General features: G+C 66.8%; 18 protein-coding genes. 11 read left to right on the plus strand and 7 right to left on the minus strand.

Translation table 11 applies throughout. The annotated features are described in order from the left end of the window. Positions 1 to 32 precede the first annotated feature (32 nt). Complete coding sequence (locus tag ACFWF1_RS12930) at positions 33 to 584, plus strand: TerD family protein (protein ID WP_379285020.1); 552 nt, start codon at positions 33 to 35, stop codon at positions 582 to 584. A 99-nt stretch (positions 585 to 683) separates the two neighbouring features. On the opposite strand, the gene ACFWF1_RS12935 is transcribed toward ACFWF1_RS12930, so the two are convergent. Continuing rightward, positions 684 to 2,816 (minus strand): ArnT family glycosyltransferase, encoded by a 2,133-nt coding sequence (locus ACFWF1_RS12935; protein ID WP_379285019.1) that lies wholly within the window; start codon positions 2,814 to 2,816, stop codon positions 684 to 686. A 303-nt stretch (positions 2,817 to 3,119) separates the two neighbouring features. Between ACFWF1_RS12935 and ACFWF1_RS12940 the strand changes: the two genes are divergently transcribed. Further along, on the plus strand, positions 3,120 to 4,346 hold the full coding sequence (locus ACFWF1_RS12940; RefSeq protein WP_379285018.1) for a Glu/Leu/Phe/Val dehydrogenase dimerization domain-containing protein: 1,227 nt from the start codon (positions 3,120 to 3,122) through the stop codon (positions 4,344 to 4,346). A 55-nt stretch (positions 4,347 to 4,401) separates the two neighbouring features. On the opposite strand, the gene ACFWF1_RS12945 is transcribed toward ACFWF1_RS12940, so the two are convergent. Further along, a complete protein-coding gene (locus tag ACFWF1_RS12945; RefSeq protein WP_379285017.1) occupies positions 4,402 to 4,758 on the minus strand; it encodes a chitin binding peritrophin-A domain-containing protein in 357 nt (118 codons plus the stop codon). A 750-nt stretch (positions 4,759 to 5,508) separates the two neighbouring features. On the opposite strand from ACFWF1_RS12945, the gene ACFWF1_RS12950 reads away from it, so the two are divergent. The 3 genes from ACFWF1_RS12950 (at position 5,509) to ACFWF1_RS12960 (ending at position 7,090) form a co-directional block, all read left to right on the plus strand. Further along, entirely contained in the window at positions 5,509 to 6,105 is a 597-nt protein-coding gene (locus ACFWF1_RS12950; protein ID WP_379285016.1) for a transglycosylase SLT domain-containing protein, read from the plus strand. A gap of 104 nt (positions 6,106 to 6,209) precedes the next feature. Beyond that, positions 6,210 to 6,524, plus strand: coding sequence for a hypothetical protein (locus tag ACFWF1_RS12955; RefSeq protein ID WP_379285015.1), 315 nt, complete (start codon positions 6,210 to 6,212; stop codon positions 6,522 to 6,524). Positions 6,525 to 6,598: 74 nt separating this feature from the next. After that, positions 6,599 to 7,090 (plus strand): DUF1992 domain-containing protein, encoded by a 492-nt coding sequence (locus ACFWF1_RS12960; protein ID WP_379285014.1) that lies wholly within the window; start codon positions 6,599 to 6,601, stop codon positions 7,088 to 7,090. Between the two features lie 98 nt (positions 7,091 to 7,188). On the opposite strand, the gene ACFWF1_RS12965 is transcribed toward ACFWF1_RS12960, so the two are convergent. Next, positions 7,189 to 7,656, minus strand: coding sequence for a MarR family winged helix-turn-helix transcriptional regulator (locus ACFWF1_RS12965; protein WP_379285013.1), 468 nt, complete (start codon positions 7,654 to 7,656; stop codon positions 7,189 to 7,191). A 62-nt stretch (positions 7,657 to 7,718) separates the two neighbouring features. On the opposite strand from ACFWF1_RS12965, the gene ACFWF1_RS12970 reads away from it, so the two are divergent. Together ACFWF1_RS12970 and ACFWF1_RS12975 are read left to right on the plus strand one after the other, a co-directional pair. Then, complete coding sequence (locus ACFWF1_RS12970) at positions 7,719 to 8,696, plus strand: pirin family protein (RefSeq protein WP_379285012.1); 978 nt, start codon at positions 7,719 to 7,721, stop codon at positions 8,694 to 8,696. Between the two features lie 123 nt (positions 8,697 to 8,819). Then, positions 8,820 to 9,119 carry an excalibur calcium-binding domain-containing protein gene (locus ACFWF1_RS12975; RefSeq protein ID WP_379285011.1) on the plus strand — a complete coding sequence of 100 codons (300 nt, stop codon included), beginning with the start codon at positions 8,820 to 8,822 and terminating at the stop codon, positions 9,117 to 9,119. A 64-nt stretch (positions 9,120 to 9,183) separates the two neighbouring features. On the opposite strand, the gene ACFWF1_RS12980 is transcribed toward ACFWF1_RS12975, so the two are convergent. Beyond that, positions 9,184 to 9,405: a DUF3618 domain-containing protein gene (locus ACFWF1_RS12980; protein ID WP_218474887.1), complete on the minus strand. Its 222-nt coding sequence runs from the start codon at positions 9,403 to 9,405 to the stop codon at positions 9,184 to 9,186. 233 nt (positions 9,406 to 9,638) lie between these two features. On the opposite strand from ACFWF1_RS12980, the gene bcp reads away from it, so the two are divergent. Then, complete coding sequence (gene bcp / locus ACFWF1_RS12985; RefSeq protein ID WP_379285010.1) at positions 9,639 to 10,112, plus strand: thioredoxin-dependent thiol peroxidase; 474 nt, start codon at positions 9,639 to 9,641, stop codon at positions 10,110 to 10,112. Between the two features lie 44 nt (positions 10,113 to 10,156). On the opposite strand, the gene ACFWF1_RS12990 is transcribed toward bcp, so the two are convergent. Further along, the gene (locus tag ACFWF1_RS12990; RefSeq protein WP_379285009.1) at positions 10,157 to 10,903 is read right to left on the minus strand and encodes a TetR/AcrR family transcriptional regulator; all 747 of its coding nucleotides are present in this window, start codon (positions 10,901 to 10,903) and stop codon (positions 10,157 to 10,159) included. A 99-nt stretch (positions 10,904 to 11,002) separates the two neighbouring features. On the opposite strand from ACFWF1_RS12990, the gene ACFWF1_RS12995 reads away from it, so the two are divergent. Both ACFWF1_RS12995 and ACFWF1_RS13000 read left to right on the plus strand, forming a co-directional pair. Then, positions 11,003 to 11,959, plus strand: a complete 957-nt coding sequence (locus ACFWF1_RS12995; RefSeq protein ID WP_379285008.1) for an ATP-binding cassette domain-containing protein — start codon at positions 11,003 to 11,005, stop codon at positions 11,957 to 11,959. Positions 11,960 to 12,006: 47 nt separating this feature from the next. Then, the gene (locus ACFWF1_RS13000; RefSeq protein WP_379285199.1) at positions 12,007 to 12,735 is read left to right on the plus strand and encodes an ABC transporter permease; all 729 of its coding nucleotides are present in this window, start codon (positions 12,007 to 12,009) and stop codon (positions 12,733 to 12,735) included. A gap of 72 nt (positions 12,736 to 12,807) precedes the next feature. Here the strand turns inward: ACFWF1_RS13000 and ACFWF1_RS13005 are convergent, their stop codons facing one another. Further along, the gene (locus ACFWF1_RS13005; protein ID WP_379285007.1) at positions 12,808 to 14,097 is read right to left on the minus strand and encodes a hypothetical protein; all 1,290 of its coding nucleotides are present in this window, start codon (positions 14,095 to 14,097) and stop codon (positions 12,808 to 12,810) included. Between the two features lie 238 nt (positions 14,098 to 14,335). Here ACFWF1_RS13005 and ACFWF1_RS13010 point away from each other — a divergent pair, with 238 nt between their 5' ends. After that, positions 14,336 to 14,956, plus strand: coding sequence for a TetR/AcrR family transcriptional regulator (locus ACFWF1_RS13010; RefSeq protein ID WP_223885232.1), 621 nt, complete (start codon positions 14,336 to 14,338; stop codon positions 14,954 to 14,956). Here the strand turns inward: ACFWF1_RS13010 and ACFWF1_RS13015 are convergent. Continuing rightward, the gene (locus ACFWF1_RS13015) at positions 14,953 to 15,765 is read right to left on the minus strand and encodes an alpha/beta fold hydrolase (RefSeq protein WP_379285006.1); all 813 of its coding nucleotides are present in this window, start codon (positions 15,763 to 15,765) and stop codon (positions 14,953 to 14,955) included. The two genes, ACFWF1_RS13010 and ACFWF1_RS13015, sit on opposite strands and share 4 nt — an antisense overlap. Positions 15,766 to 15,958: the final 193 nt, after the last annotated feature.

The raw sequence follows: 15,958 nt of genomic DNA on the forward strand, positions 1-15,958 counted from the left end.
CGCCGCGGTCGCCAGGAAAGAGGGGGAAACCCATGTTCATCACGTTGCACGACGAGGGCGGCATCGCGCTCGACTATGTCACCATGGCGCTCGGGTGGGATCCGGTCCGCGCCCGGCGCTGGTTCGGTGCGCCCGGCAAGGACATTGATCTCAATGCCGCCGCGCTGCTGTTCGCCGACGATCAGATCGTCGACGTGGTCTACCACGAGCAGCTGATCTCACGCGACGGCGCGGTGCGCCATCTCGGCGACAGCACCACCGGAGAAGGCAAGGGCGACAACGAGATCATCACCGTCGACTTGACCAGGATGGCGCCGCGGATCGACGCGGTGGTGTTCATCGTGACGTGCTACACGGGGCAAACCTTCGAACACATCGAGAATGCGTTCTGTCGCTTGATCGATAGCGTCACCGGGGTCGAGATCGCCCGGTACGACCTGAGCGGCGGTGGGTCGCACACCGGCCTGGTGATGGGCAAGGTGTTCCGGACCGACCGAGGGTGGCAGTTCGCGTCGATCGGCGACCCCATCCGCGCCCAGCATCCCGCCGAAGCGGTACCGCAGGTCCGAGCCTTGCTGGTCTGACCGCGCCTACGGTCGGCATCGATCCTGGTTTCGGCCTCGAATTCACCCTGTGTCCAGGCGATCTCGCGCCAATTGCCCGCACGCTGATCCTCACGTGGCTCAATTGCCTTGGTAGGTCGAGAGGTTGTAGAAGGTGGTGGATCCTACGGTTTCGGGTTTGAAATTGGTTGTTACCCAGGTGGTTATGTCGGTGTGGCCGCGGCCGAAGCCGGGGATGCTGCCCGGGGCGGGAGCGCCAGGTGCCGGGGCGGGGCTGCCGGATGCCGGGGCGCCGGGAGTACGTGCCGGGGTGACGTTGGGTTGCGTTGTGCCACTGGGGTTTTCGGACGGGTTTGGGCGCGCGCCGTTGCCGCCACGGTTGTTGTTCTGGACCAGGTAGTAGGTGATCTGGTGGTTCTTGACGTAGTCGATGAACTGGTTCAAGGTGGGTGCCGGGTCGCTGCCACTGAAGCCGCCGATCGCCATTACCGGTGTGTTGGTGGACAATTCGAGGCCAGCCGCGGTGGATGAGCCGTTGGTGGCCGCTGACCATTTGGTTGTCGTGTGTTCCAGCATGGTGTCCAGTTGGGGGTTGTCCTGGCCGGTGCCGAATCCGCCACGGTTGTCGTGCGGGGCGGCGGGGCCGACGGTCGGGCCGCCACCGAGGTGTGGCGTGGCGACTGTTTCGACTGCGTAGGCGGCTGAGCCGCCGATGGCGCCGAGTAGACCGGCGATCAGCGCTACGGTCGTTATTCGCTGTCGCAGCCGTGGTGTCCATGGGATCAGCAGTGCGGCCGCTGCCAGTACGGTGACGACGAGAATTGCGATGCGGAGTTCGGGCTGCCAGGCGGAGTTGCGCTGGAGCAGCCAGAAGCTCCAGCTGCCGGTGACCGCGATCAGGGCCGCCAGGCCGATGCGGCCGAACCAGGTGTGCCGGGTGTGCCACATCTCGAAGACGCCGATGGCGAACAGGCCGGCGATCGCGGGGGCGATGGACAGGCTGTAGTAGGGGTGGATGGTGCCCTGCATATAGCTGAGGACAAGGCCGTCGATGATCGTCCAGCCGCCGAAAACGATTGCGCCCGCGCGTATTAGATCGGTTCGTGGGGCTTTGCGCCGGGCGATCAGGACCAGGACGAAGGCCAGCAGCGCGGCGGGCAGCAGCCAGGCGATCTCGAAACCGAACTCGCCGCCGAACAATCGGCTCAAGCCGTGGCTTTGACCGCCGCCGAAACCGCCGAAACCACGCTGGGCCGCAGGGTTTTGACCAGGTGTCACACCAGGGATTTGCCCGGGAGCAACCGGACCCGATGTCGCACTAGGGACTTGGCCGACGGCGACGGGGTTCTGCTCGGGGACAACCGGATTCCGACCGGGTGTCGGGCCCGGCCCACCACGTCCCTGCCCGTGATTACGCCCGAGCACCCGCGCGAACCCGTTGTACCCGAGCACCAGATTCATGAAGTTGTTGTCCGTCGAACCCGCGATGTAAGGCCGCGACGAGGCCGGCCACAGCAAGGTGACCAGCACGTACCAGCCGGACGACACGATCAACGCCACCGCGGCGGCGACCAACTGCAGCAGGCGGGTCCGGATCGGGTTCGGCGCCGCGATCAGGTAGGCCAGCCCGAGCGCGGGCAGCACCATCAGCCCTTCGAGCATCTTCGCCAGGAACGCGAAGCCGAGGGCGACTCCGGCCAGCGTGATCCACAGCGTCGACCCGCGTTGCAGCGCGCGGACCGTGCAGTACGCGCCTGCCATCATCAACAGCACCATCACCGCGTCGGGATTGTTGAATCGGAACATCAACGCCGCCACCGGTGTCAGTGCCAGGCACGCGCCGGCGAGCAGTCCGGCGGTGCGGCCGCTGATCCGGGTGACCGCGCCGTAGAGCAACGCGACGGCGGCGACCGCCATCAGTGCCTCGGGGATGAGCATGCTGGCACTGCTGAATCCGAAGATCTGCCCGGACAGCCCCATCACCCACTGCGAGACCGGCGGCTTGTCGACGGTGATGAAGTTCTCCGGGTCGACCGCCCCGAACAGCAGCGCCTCCCAGTTCTTCGAACCCGCTTGCGCCGCACCGGCATAGAACTGGTTGCCCATGCCGTTGCTGGTGATGTTCCACAGATACAGCACCGCGGTCCCCACGAGCAGCACCATCAGCGCGATCCGGTCCCAGACGGTGCGATCCCGGTCGATTCGCGGCGGTGTCGCACTCAGCTCGGGCGTCGTCCCGATGGTTGTGGTCACCTCACCATTGACGCAACCGCGACGGCGAACGCCCTGGGAGCCCGCCGTGAAGTTGCTGGGAGCCACGGCGGACGCCAGGTCGAACGTTTCGCCGGATAGCTAGGCATCTTGTCCAACCACATCGCGGTTACGGCAGGCATTCTGCGCAGGTTGCGCGGGAGACGCTAGACAGGTTGCGCGGAAATCGTCGGGAATTCACAGTTGCTGACACAACGGGTGCCGTTCGGCTCGGCCCATGTCGAGTTGGGTTGCCGCCCTGCCCCTTTGCTCGACGCCACAGTCCGAACGGTGAGGAACACGCGCATGAAGAACCTGCTTGCCCAGTTCGAGGAGAAGGCACCCGAGATCGTGTTCGAGTGGCAGGACTCCGAGACGACCGCGAAGGGCTGGGTGGTGATCAACTCGTTGCGCGGCGGCGCGGCCGGCGGCGGGACGCGGATGCGCCGCGGACTCGACCGCAATGAGGTGGAATCGCTGGCCAAGACCATGGAAATCAAGTTCACCGTGTCCGGGCCCGCGATCGGCGGCGCGAAATCGGGGATCGATTTCGACCCGCGCGATCCACGCAAACGCGAGGTGCTCAGCCGGTGGTATCGGGCGGTCGCGCCGCTGCTGAAGGCCTATTACGGCACCGGCGGCGATCTCAATGTCGACGAGATGGCCGAGGTGGTGCCGATCACCGAGAGTTACGGGCTGTGGCATCCGCAGCAAGGCGTGGTCAACGGGCACTACGGCACTGACGACCGCGAACTCGTCCAGCGGGTCGGTCAGCTTCGGCTCGGGGTGGCGAAGGTGGTCGAGGATCGGCGCTTCACCCCGAATCCGAACGGCAAATACACTGTCGCGGACCTGATTACCGGCTGGGGCGTCGCCGAATCGGTCCGCCATTTCTACCGGATCTACGGTGGTGATCTCGCCGGGAAACGGGTGATCGTGCAGGGCTGGGGCAATGTCGGCGCGGCCGCGGCCTACTACGCGGCGCAGGCGGGCGCCCGGATCGTCGGCATCATCGACCGCGACAGCGGTGTGCTCAACCCGGCAGGCTACACCCTCGAGGAAACCCGAGAGTTGTTCTCCGCCAAGCAAGGTAACGCGCTGCACGCCGACGACGCGCTGCCGTTCGACGAGATCAACGATCGCATCTGGAATCTCGGCGCCGAGGTGTTCCTGCCGTGCGCGGCGTCGCGTCTGGTCACCCACGACCAGATCGATCGAATGACCGCGAACGGTTTGCAGGTGATCGCCAGCGGCGCCAACGTGCCTTTCGCCGACTCCGAGATCTTCTACGGCCCGATCTACGAACACGCCGACAAGAGCGTCGCGGTGGTGCCGGACTTCATCGCCAACTGCGGCATGGCACGTGCTTTCGCGCTGCTGATGCAAGGCGATGTCGAGGTATCGGACGAGGCCATCTTCGGCGATATCTCGGCCACCATCGCCACCGCCCTGGACCGCTGCCACGCCCGCTCGAACCTGACCACGAATGTGGCGAGCACGGCCTTCGAGATCGCCCTCGACCAACTCGTCTAACGCATCAAACGTTCTTCCTCAGCTGGAACACCTTGGCATCAGTCAACTTTCACCCTCAGTGGGGATGGGCGATACAGACCGAGCGTTCGTCGTCGTACCAGGCTTCGTCGGCGCAGCGGAATTGGTAGGTGGCCATGCGGTGGGTGCGGGAGGTCAGGCAGCGGTAGAAGACGGCTCGGTCGTCGGGGTCGGCGTAGTAGCCCTCGTTCTTGGTCTGGCAGAAGTCGGAGGGGGCGGCGATGGGGACGACGGCGTATTGGCGGGCGGCGAGGTCCTGGCCGGTTCCGGCGGGCAGGTCCACGGCGGCGAGGGTGCCGAGAGTGAGGGCTGCGACGCCCAGGGACGGCAGCATCGCGATCACGGTTCCCGCGGCGAGGGCGCCGGTGCGGCACACCAGGCTGTTCGAGTTCATGGACGGGAGTTCCCTGTCTCCCCGGTAAAGGGGCGTCGACGGCTAGCTGCTCCCCTGTATTCGGTCCCGGGCACGCGCCGGATCGATTCCGGCTCAAACCACCTGATGGGCGATGGCCGCGGCGGTCTCACGGGTCCCAATCCGGACCAACAGCGCGCTCCGACAACAGAAGTGGGTTGCGTTACCCGAAAACTTCTGTGACGTGGCGCACATTGGGTTTAGCAGCAAACTCCCTGCTTAGGTAACGGTTCGGCAACTAGCCGGGGCGGGTTCCAAGATCGGTTGCGCCTTGCATTCACTGTTCGTTCACCTCACGTTAACTTACTGTGACCATTCTGCGATCAGGTCATAAAGCGACCTGGAGTTTGGTAACACCGAGGAGTTTTTCACCCACATTCGGAAAACGACCGCAACGGCAGGCCCTATGCCCGCCGCGGTCGGCGGATCGGGATCCGGCAATGGACCCGCTAACCCCAACCTTCCGCCGAGTGGACGCGCCGAGAGGCCGTTTCTTCTCCGCATCGAGATGCGGAGTCCCGCGCGACATCGCGGCCGGGCTCGCTGTTGAGCGCCCCGGCACCGCACCACTGAACGTCGCGTTCCGGGGACCACGAGCGTCCCCCACAACAAAACCCCACAACAGCACATCAGCCCGTACCGGCGAGCGCCCACCGCGCGCCCGCCCTGGATCCGTGCTGCCTGCGCGCGCCCGGATCGAAACCTGTCCCCGACAAAGGAACCGATTTCGTAATGCCTGACAGACGCTTTTCTTCTCTTCGCCGCTCGACGCTTCGTGAGGGCGTAACTTTCGCCATCGCCGCCGCAGGCGTCGTGGCCGTTGCCGCTTCTTCGGCGGTGTCGGTGGCCGACGACAGCGTTCCGTCTCGCATCGCGATGGTGGCCGAGGTGCACAAGGCCGCCGAGGTCGCGGCCCCCGCGCCCATGCCCGCGCCGCTGCCGCTGCCGCTGCCGATTCCGGTGCCCGAGCCGATTCCGGCGCCGATGCCCGCGCCGGCCCCGAGCTACCCGGACAACCTCGACGGCTGGATCCGCCAGGCCCTCGACATCATGCAGTCCAACAACATCCCCGGCAGCTACGACGGCATCCACCGCAACGTGATGCGCGAGTCGACCGGTAACCCGCACGCGATCAACCTGTGGGACTCCAACGCCGCGGCGGGCATCCCGTCCAAGGGCCTGCTCCAGGTGATCGACCCGACCTTCCGCTCGTACCACGTCGAGGGCACCTCCTGGGACATCTACGACCCGGTCGCCAACATCGTCGCCGCCTGCAACTACGCCGCGCGCACCTACGGCTCGATGGACAACGTCAACAGCGCATACTGAGCCACGCATCGACGACGCCTCCCCGCTCGACCGCGGGGAGGCGTCGTCGCATCCGGCCCGACCTCCGGCTAGGGTCGTTCACCACCGACCTTTGGACTCCCGCGATGACCGATTACGCGCACAGCGATACGGCGGCCAAGAGCCGCGCCGAGAAGGCCCGGCGCCTCGCGAGCTATCTCTGGCACCTCGGCGTCACCGGGCCCGAGCTGCTGGCGATGCCCGCGGCGACGCGGCGCAAGCTCGCCAGGGCGGCCGACACGAACCCGCCGAGCACCGAGGAGACCTGGGTGACGGTGGCGGACTTACTCGCCGAGAAGGACGACTGGGCCGCCAGGCACCCCGATCATCCCGCGGCGCGGCGCACGCACACCGACGAGAAGCTGATGTGGGTGAAGCCGCCGATCACGCCCTGGTCGTGACCCGTTGCCGGACAGCAGGTCCGGCGCTTTCGGTAGCATGGTGGCACTGCACCCGCCCCGTCAAAGGTGACGAGATGACCGAGCGCAAACCAGCGAACCTGGACTTCGAATCGTGGATCGACAAGCAGATCCGCGAGGCCACCGCTCGCGGTGAATTCGAGAATCTGCCCGGCGCGGGCAAGCCCATTCCGCGCGGCAGCGACGACGAGAACTGGTGGCTGAACGGCTATCTCCGGAAAGAAGGCGTGAGCGGCGACGCACTACTGCCGCCGTCACTACTGCTGCGCCGGGACATCGAGCGACTGCCGGAGACCGTACGCGAACTGAACTCCGAGCGGGCGGTCCGCGAGACAGTGCGCGAACTCAACAAGCGGGTGGTCGAGTGGCTGCGCCTGCCGCACGGCCCCTACGTCCGCATCGCGCCGGTCGACACCGAACAGACCGTCGCCCAATGGCGCGCGGAACGCCGGCCGAAGCGCCCGGCCCCGCCGACAACCACCCCTCCGCAGCCGAACCGTCCCCCCAGCCGATGGCGCACCCTCTTCCGCAAACCCCGCGCCACCTGACCACACCCCGTTACCTGCATCGAGCAGAGTCGAATGGTCGCTGGATGATCTCCAACAGCGACCATTCGACTCGACTCAATCAATCAACCCGCGGCGGGTCAGGCACCTATTGCGGGTTGGGTTGAGTTCTCTACTGCGACAACGACTTTGTCGGATAGTGACTGCATCGCGTGGGCTTCTGCCGGGGTGATGCAGTCGATGAATACTTCGCGTACCAGTCGTACGTGGTTTGGGGCGGCGCGTTCGAGCAGGCGGCGGCCCGCGGCGGTCAGTTGGACGAGCACTCCGCGTGCGTCTTCGGCCACCGGCTGGCGGTCGACGAGACCGCGGGCGTCCATCCTGGCCAGATGTTTGGACAACCGGCTCTTCTCCCAGCACACCTCGGCCGCGAGGTCCTTGGCTCGCAGGCAGTCGCCCGGCGCGGCCGACAAGGCGACCATCAGCTCGTAGTCCGCTGCGGACAGGCCGTCCTTGGTCAGTCCCGCGGCGATCACCGCGTCCAGCCGTTGACGTAGGCGGATGTAAGCCCCCCACGTCGCCTGTTCGTCGTCGCTCAGCCACTCCATGGGAATGAAGTCTACTCACCTTTGGTTGACATGGACACCAACTCCCCTCCCAGGAGGTTCCGATGCCAGCCATCACCGTCCCCGACCTCATGGTGCTGCCGCGCCTGCCCAAGCCCACCGAGACCATGCGCGAGCGCCCGGTGCGCACCGTGGTCAGCGCGCCGAAACAGCGCGAGGGCGCGGGCTTCGAAGTGCGCAGGCCGTTCCCGAGCGTGGACCTGCGCACCGCCGACCCGTTCATCCTGCTCGACCAGATGGGCCCGGTCGCCTACGAGCCGCACGAGGCCAAGGGCGCGCCGTGGCATCCGCACCGCGGGTTCGAGACCGTCACCTACGTGATGGACGGCGCCATGGTGCACCACGACTCCAACGGCGGCGGTGGCGTGATCGGCGAGGGCGACACCCAGTGGATGACCGCGGGCTCCGGCATCCTGCACGACGAGCTGCCGACCGAGCACCTGGTAACGACCGGCGGCTGGTTCCACGGGATCCAGCTGTGGGTGAACCTGCCGCGCGCGCTCAAGTTCGCCGCGCCGCGGTACCAGGATCTGCGCGGCAGTGAACTGACCCTGGTCAGCTCGCACGACGGCGGCGCACTGGTCCGCCTCATCGCGGGCACGGTCGGCGGCTTCGACGGCCCCGGCTCGACCTATACCCCCATCGCCTACGCGCACGCCTCGATCACCCCCGGCGGACAGCTGGAAACGCCATGGCCGCAACACTTCACGGCGATGGCGTACGTGCTGTCCGGCAGCGGGACGGTCGGCGCCGAGCGCAGGCCGCTGCACGAGGGGCAACTGGCGGTTTTCGGCCCCGGCGACGCGATCACGGTGAGTGCCGATGTGCGCCAAGACAATCGGAGCGGCGAGCTCGAACTGCTGCTGCTCGGCGGACAACCGATTCAGGAACCCGTCGTTCAATACGGGCCGTTCGTTATGAATACCCGCGCCGAAATCATCCAGGCAATGGACGACTACCAGGCAGGACGCATGGGAAACATCCCCGCCGAGCACTTGGCGGGCCATCGTCTCGGCGAGTGAACGTCATCCCCTAATGCCCTAGTTCTCCGGCGATCCGGTTGACAAGCGGGCGAGGCGTCACGACAGTGGATGCGGCGTCCGGTCGGACGCCCTATCCACCGCAGCAACTATCTAGAGGAATACATGAACGTTCGTCGGCTTACCTTCAGCGCTGCCGTGGCGGGACTGACCCTGTTCGCGGCGCCGGCCGCGCTGGCTCAGCCTCCCACGGGTTCCTCCGGAACCGGCTCCTCCGCGATCGACACCGGCTCGGCCGCAACCGGTTCCGCAAACCTGTCGCAGACCGGTTCGGCCGGTGGCGGCTATGCGAATTGCGATGAGGCGCACCGGCTCAACGGCAACCAACCGTTGTTTCGCGGGCAGCCCGGTTTTCAGCCGGGACTCGACCCCGATGGCGACGGGTTCGCCTGCCCCACGGTCTGATATTCACGAAACAGAAACACCCGGTGTGCGAGGCACACCGGGTGTTTTGCTGTCCGGGGACCGATCAGCGGAAGATCTTGAGCAGCACCAGCCCGACCACCAGGGCCGCCGCGCCGATCAGGCTGTACTTCACCTTGGGCTCGTTCAGCTTCCGCAGCACGATCTGCTTGCTGTCGCTCGCGATCCGCTGCGGATCCGCGCGCACCGCGAGTTCGTCGAGCGTGCTCGCCAGCCGCGTGCGCGCGGCCTCGATCTCCTGCTCGATCCGCTCGGTATCCTTCGCCACGTTCAGGCCTCCTGTGTTTGATGTGCCGCGCCAGGGCTCGAATCGCGGTGCGTGTTCGGCCTTCGCGGGTCACCCTCAGCTCCCGGACGAGTCTATCGGTCCGCGCGGAGTTGCCCCGGGTCTGTCCTTCCGCACAGTGCTTCGGGCCGCTGCGCGGTGCCGGTCTTGTCGGTCCATACAGTGTCGTTCGGTCTGTCCCCGCGATGTCCGAGCCTTCGGTTACGGTGCAGGACGTGACCGACAACCAACGACTCTCCCCCGGCGACACCGCCCCCGATTTCACGCTGCCCGACGCCGACGGCAAGGACGTGTCGCTCGCCGACTACCGCGGCCGCAAGGTGATCGTCTACTTCTACCCCGCCGCGAGCACCCCCGGCTGCACCAAAGAGGCCTGCGACTTCCGCGACAACCTCGCCGACCTCGACGGCGCGGGCATCGACGTCCTCGGCATCTCGCCGGACAAGCCCGCCAAGCTGGCCAAGTTCCGCGACGCCGAGCAGCTCACCTTCCCGCTACTGTCCGACCCGGACCGATCCGTACTCACGGCGTGGGGCGCATTCGGCGAAAAGATGATGTACGGCAAAACCGTCACCGGCGTCATCCGCTCTACATTCCTGGTCGACGAGGCAGGCAAGATCGAGGTCGCCCAGTACAACGTGCGCGCCACCGGCCACGTCGCCAAACTGCGCCGCGACCTGTCGGTCTAGCCGTGCCGAAGCCCTGACGACGCCTCGGTACGGGTCGAGCCCGTCTAAGACTTCTTCTCGTACGAGCCGACGAACTGCTCGTAGCCGTCGAGTAGGCGGTCCAGGCCGAAGCGGAGGTCGGCGTCGTCCCAGTCGACGTCGTCGTCCTCGAAGGCCTGGGCGGCGAAGGCACGCGTCAGTGCGGGAAAACGCTGCGGATCGAGGACCTGGCTCAGCAGGGCCGGGTACTCGTCGGTCGCGCCGCCGTCGGCCATCTCCTTGGCGACGCGCATGCGGCCGATCACGTACAGCGAAACGTTCAGTACGAGTTGCAGTTTGACCGGTTCGGGTACGGCGGTCTCGGCGAACATGGCCAGGCCCGCGTCCAGCCAGGCCATGTTGTACGGCCCCATCGGTGGCGCGGCCAACGGCAGATCGAGGTACCACGGATGCCGTCGCATCGTCACTGCCACTCCCGATGCCCACGCCTCGATCCCGGCCCGCCAGCCGACGCCGGTCGGCAGTTCCGGCGGTAGACCCATCGCTCGATCCGACACGAGCAGTAGCAGCGTGTCCTTGCTGTCCACGTATCGGTAGAGCGACATCGTGGTGAAGCCGAGATGCTTGGCGACCCGGCTCATCGAGAGCGCGGTGACGCCCTCGGCATCGGCCACCTCGATCGCCGCGTCGACCACCTGATCAAGGCTCAGCCCGCGTTTCGGTCCGCGAGTTCCCGGCTCGTCCAGGCCCCACATCAATGCGAAGGACTTGGCCAGCGCCGTCGCCGCGTTCGCCTCCGGCGTGTCCGCCACGTTCGACCTCTCTGCTCGACTACCTCTTGCCTCTCGCCGAAAACTGTGTACCGTTTAAACAAAGTTTAACCCATACGCAGTTTCGATGCGAGGAACCCCATGACAGTCCCATCCATCCCCGCCGTCAGCATCAGCGGGTTGACGAAAACCTTCGGGGATCAGCCGGTGCTGGCCGGAATCGACCTGGAAGTCGCAGCGGGAACGGTCTTTTCGCTGCTCGGCCCGAACGGGGCGGGTAAGACGACCATGGTGCGCATCCTGGCCACCTTGGCCGACGCCGACCGCGGCGAGATCCGGGTGGGCGGCCACGATCTCGCGCACGAGCCCGACGCGGTCCGCCGCATCATCGGCGTCACCGGCCAGTACTCGGCGGTGGACGACGTGTTGACCGGTTCCGAGAACCTGCGGCTGATGGGTCGGCTGCTGCACTTGGCCAAGCCGGAAATCGCCCGCCGCACCGCGCGACTGCTCGCGCAATTCGACCTCACCGACGCCGGCGACGCACGCGTCGCGACCTATTCCGGCGGCATGCGCCGGCGGCTCGATCTGGCCATGAGCCTGATGGGTACACCGCGGATCATCTTCCTCGACGAACCGACCACCGGTCTCGATCCGCGCAGCCGCCGCGAACTCTGGCAGGTCATCCGGAATCTGGTGGCCGACGGCGTGACGATCTTCCTCACCACGCAATACCTCGAAGAGGCCGATCAACTCGCCGATCGGATCGCGGTGCTGCACCACGGCAAGATCGTCGCCGAAGGCACGCCGGGGGACCTGAAGCAGCTCGCCCCCGGCGGGCACATCCAGCTCCGGTTCGCCGACGCGCACGGACTGGCCGCCGCTGCCTCGGCGATACCCGATGCCGAGATCGACGACGAGCAGCTGATGCTGCTGGTCCCCTCCGACGGCAGCGTCGGCGCCCTCAAGCAGCTGCTGGACCAGTTCGACGATCAGGCGATCACCATCGACCAGCTCGCCATCCACACCCCCGACCTCGATGACGTGTTCTTCGCGCTCACCGGGCATCCCACCACCGAGAAAGCAGCGGCGCTGTGACCATCGCGATCACCAACTCCCGCCTGGCCGTGCAGGATTCGGCCACCATGTTGAGCCGCAACCTGCGCCACACGCTACGCAGTCCGGACACCATGCTCTCGTCCATCATGTTGCCGGTGCTGATCCTGTTGATGTTCGTGTACGTGTTCGGCGGCGCGATGAAGGTCAACGGCGCGTACATCGACTACGTGGTGCCGGGCATCATCCTGCTGTGTGCCGGATTCGGTTCGGCGACAACGGCGGTGAGCCTGGCCACCGACCTGACCAACGGCATCATCGATCGCTTCCGCAGCATGGCCATCGCCCGGTCGTCGGTGCTGACCGGGCACGTGGCGGAGAGCCTGCTGCGCAATCTGATCACCACCACCGTGGTGATCCTGGTCGCCGTCGCGATCGGCTTCCGGCCGACCGGCGATCCGCTGCGCTGGCTGGCCGCCTTCGGCATCATCGCGATGTTCGTGCTCGCGATGTCCTGGCTCGCGGCCGCGTTCGGACTGCTGGTGCAGAATCCCGAAGCGGCGAATCTGTGCCTGTTCTTCTTCATGTTCCTGCCCTACGTGAGCAGTGCGTTCGTCCCGACCGAGTCGATGCCGAGCGCGTTGCACTGGTTCGCCGAGAACCAGCCGGTCACACCGGTGATCGAGACCATGCGCGGCCTGCTGATGGGCACACCGATCGGTAATAGTGCGCTGTTGGCGGTGCTGTGGTGCGGCGGGATCGCGCTGGCGGGATATCTCGCCGCGGGCATGCTGTTCCGGCGCAGGACACGAGACTGACCTGATCGAGCAAACAAGGTCAGGCCCGGCGCTAGAGGGGAGCGCCGGGCCTGACCCGCAGAGGCTTCCTGCTCAGGCAGGCATGATCTGCTGGGCCGCCCACTGCAGCATCATGCGGAAGTGGTTGTCCCACCAGGTGTACGACGCCGTGGTGAAGGCCTCCGGCGGTGGCAGCTCGCCGGGGAAGAGCATCGCACCGTTCGGTGCGCCGACCTTGGTGGTGGCGGCCGGGATGCCCGAGCCGGACAGCAGCGAGGACGCGGCATTCGTCTCGGCCTCGTGCGCGGGTTCGGCGGGCACCAGCGACTCCGGCCGATCCTGCTGGCTGCCCCACCGCTGCACGGAGTACTCCGGCTTGGCGTCGACGGGATCGATGGTGACGACCGATATCTCCGAGTCCGCCACGGCGACCGGTGCGCGGCGATCCACCACCGGGCCGTCGGCACCGTGCGGATCGTTGCGCACCTGATCCGGCTTGACACCCGATTCGCCCCGCACAACCTTCGACTCCGCGGTGACGTGCGCGTCTTTGAGGGCCGCACCCGGCAGCGTCCGCGCCGAACCGCCCGCCGCGTACACACCGCCGACCACCAGCCCGCCCGCGAGCACGCTGGCCGCCGCGAACACCGCGGCGCCGCCACGCACCCGGCGCACCCGCTCTTCGGTCTCGCCGACACCGTCCACGTCGGCCATGGCGTACAGCGCGGCACCGGCCGCGGACGCGGCGGCCGAGGTCTTGCAGGGGATCACCGGCGCGCCGAAGGCGTCCACCGCCGCGACCACCGCGGGCTTTCCCGCGGCCGAGCCGATCAGCACCACCGCGTCCGGCCGGACCGCCGCCGCCTCGAACTGATCCCAGGCCGCCGTCACCGCCGCACCCATCGACTCCGCGGTCGAGCCACCCGCCTGGCTGGTCGAGGCGAGAATCTTGCGACGGTCGCGATCGATCAGGGTGAACGCCTGATACCCGGGCACCACCTCGCAGATCAGCAGGTCGTCGAATTCGTCGAGCCAGGTCATCATTCCGGCCACGCTGAGGTGGGCCGACTTGGACGACACCAGGGAGGCCGTGTGCCACCGGCCGGTCGCCAAGCGGGTGACGATGGCACGCCGCTCGGCGGCGTCCCGGTAGGCGACCGCGGCACCGGCGATCTCATGGTCCGGGCCGAGTTCGGTGGCGAGTTCGTCCATCGCCAGCTCGACCGCTTCGGCCAAGTCCGCCTTGGTGTCGCCTGGCGTCCGTTTCACCCGATGCAACAGCACGCGCTCGGGTAGCCGGGCGCCGGTGTCGGCGAAAGCTACCGCGTGCACGGCGCCGCGTTCGGTGGAAACGCCGAGAGTTACCACTGATCGAGCTACCACTGGTCGCGCCTTCCTGGTCCGTTCGCGCGTCAGAAGCCACGCGCGCTCGGTATGTGTTCGGTGCCAGATTCGATCCGGATGGGTGGTGAATCGGACAGAAGATGAACACGCAGTAGCCGTGCGCGTGTCGTGTGTGTGTCCGTACCGTTAGCCTGGATACGTGGAAGTACGCGCGGAGGCCAGGTCGAAGCAACGGCTGGACCCTGCGTTGGAGCTGCAGGACGACCCACAGGAGCTCATGCCGCGGCGACGGCCGACGCAGGAACGCAGCAAAAGGAAGTTCGACGCGCTGTTGCAGGCGTCAAGGGAACTACTCGTAGAGGTGGGGTTCGAGTCGTTCACCTGTGAGGAAGTGGCGGCCCGCGCCGAGGTTCCGATCGGCACGCTCTACCAGTTCTTCGCCAACAAGTACGTCATCGTCTGTGAACTGAATCGGCAAGACCTCGTTGCCGTTTCGCGGGAGCTCGCCGATTTTCACGGCGAGATCCCGTCGCTGGACTGGCTGCGGCACATGAACCAGTTCGTCGACCATATGGCGAATCTGTGGATGACCGACCCGTCCCGGCGTGAGGTGTGGCTCGCCATGCAGTCCACGCCCTCGACGCGGGCCACGGGCGCGATCCACGAGAAGGAGTTCGCCGAGGTCGTCGCGCAGATGCTGCGTCCGCTCACGCCGCGCACCCCGCGGCCGCGGCGCACCATGATGGCCGAGGTGCTGGTGCACGTCGTCTATTCGATGCTGAACTTCTCCGTCCAGGACGAGCAGAGCAACGCCGAGGCGGTGTCCGAACTCAAGCGCCTGATGGTCGCGTATCTGCTGGTCGCGGAGAAGGAGTCGCGCTCGGCGAGTGGGCGCTAGGCGGTCTGCTCCCCGATCGATCGGGTCGCCGAGACGCCGTCCAGGATGGTGTTCGCGATCAGTTCCGGGTTGTCCCACATGGGCATGTGGCCGCAGTCGGGCAGCGTGACCCACTTGGTGTGCGCGGGTAGCTGATCGCGGACCTGAGAGGTGCTCGGCGGCAGCATCCGGTCCAGCGTGCCGAACGCGATGGTGACCGGCACGGTGATGCCCTGCCCGCCCTCGAATCGCAGCTTCTTCGCGATCTTCAGTGCGCGGCGCAGTGTCGGCCCGGACCGGTCGAGATCGCGTGCGACGCCGATGGCCTCGGCGGCCGTCAGCCGATCAGGGTGGCCGACGGCGGGCCACAGGACGACGGACCTGGCCCAGCCGAGCACCGGAGCCAACGGCGTCCGCGTCAACAGCGCGCCCGCCAGGCCGACCTGGAACTGCGCCCGCAGCGCCAGCGGCATCCGCTTGTGCCACAACGCGACCGGGGCGAGGCCGACGAACGAGCTCGCCATGCCGCGCTTGGTCGCCTCCAAGCCGATCAGGCCGCCCATGGAATTGCCGACCAGATCGACCGGCGTGGAGATCCCGAGCCGCTGCAGTTCGGCGGCCAGCCCGTCGACGATCCAGTCCATGCCGACGTGCACGTCGGGACCAGGGGCCGAGGTGCGCCCGAAGCCGGGGAAATCCAGTGCGATTACGCGACGGTCCACGCTCAGCCGGTCGAGCACGGGCAACCAGCACCGTGCCGACGCGCCACCACCGTGCAGCAGTACCAGTGGACGGCCTTCACCACGTTCGATGCGATTCCATCCGGTCATCGACAACCCCTTCGTCGTCCGATCGAGCAAGCCTCGATCCGCCTGCGCTGCTCGACAACGACCGCCGCTTTTGTCCGAAAATACAACCGCGCCGCGTGGCATCGTTGCCGACTCTTCAGTATTACGCGATAAACGCCAGCTGACTATGGTGCAACCGTCGAAGTTGCCCACCCATCCTTTGTCGCTGAATCCA

This window comes from Nocardia sp. NPDC060255, from assembly GCF_042727395.1.
Lineage (GTDB): Bacteria > Actinomycetota > Actinomycetes > Mycobacteriales > Mycobacteriaceae > Nocardia.

Excerpts from the sequence above, each read along its gene's own strand:
- ACFWF1_RS12930 (WP_379285020.1), top strand. The coding sequence starts at position 33 with ATGTTCATCACGTTGCACGACGAGGGCGGCATCGCGCTCGACTATGTC.
- ACFWF1_RS12940 (WP_379285018.1), top strand. The coding sequence starts at position 3,120 with ATGAAGAACCTGCTTGCCCAGTTCGAGGAGAAGGCACCCGAGATCGTG.
- ACFWF1_RS12945 (WP_379285017.1), bottom strand. The coding sequence starts at position 4,758 with ATGAACTCGAACAGCCTGGTGTGCCGCACCGGCGCCCTCGCCGCGGGA.
- ACFWF1_RS12950 (WP_379285016.1), top strand. The coding sequence starts at position 5,509 with ATGCCTGACAGACGCTTTTCTTCTCTTCGCCGCTCGACGCTTCGTGAG.
- ACFWF1_RS12955 (WP_379285015.1), top strand. The coding sequence starts at position 6,210 with ATGACCGATTACGCGCACAGCGATACGGCGGCCAAGAGCCGCGCCGAG.
- ACFWF1_RS12960 (WP_379285014.1), top strand. The coding sequence starts at position 6,599 with ATGACCGAGCGCAAACCAGCGAACCTGGACTTCGAATCGTGGATCGAC.
- ACFWF1_RS12965 (WP_379285013.1), bottom strand. The coding sequence starts at position 7,656 with ATGGAGTGGCTGAGCGACGACGAACAGGCGACGTGGGGGGCTTACATC.
- ACFWF1_RS12970 (WP_379285012.1), top strand. The coding sequence starts at position 7,719 with ATGCCAGCCATCACCGTCCCCGACCTCATGGTGCTGCCGCGCCTGCCC.
- ACFWF1_RS12975 (WP_379285011.1), top strand. The coding sequence starts at position 8,820 with ATGAACGTTCGTCGGCTTACCTTCAGCGCTGCCGTGGCGGGACTGACC.
- ACFWF1_RS12995 (WP_379285008.1), top strand. The coding sequence starts at position 11,003 with ATGACAGTCCCATCCATCCCCGCCGTCAGCATCAGCGGGTTGACGAAA.
- ACFWF1_RS13000 (WP_379285199.1), top strand. The coding sequence starts at position 12,007 with ATGTTGAGCCGCAACCTGCGCCACACGCTACGCAGTCCGGACACCATG.
- ACFWF1_RS13010 (WP_223885232.1), top strand. The coding sequence starts at position 14,336 with ATGCCGCGGCGACGGCCGACGCAGGAACGCAGCAAAAGGAAGTTCGAC.
- ACFWF1_RS13015 (WP_379285006.1), bottom strand. The coding sequence starts at position 15,765 with ATGACCGGATGGAATCGCATCGAACGTGGTGAAGGCCGTCCACTGGTA.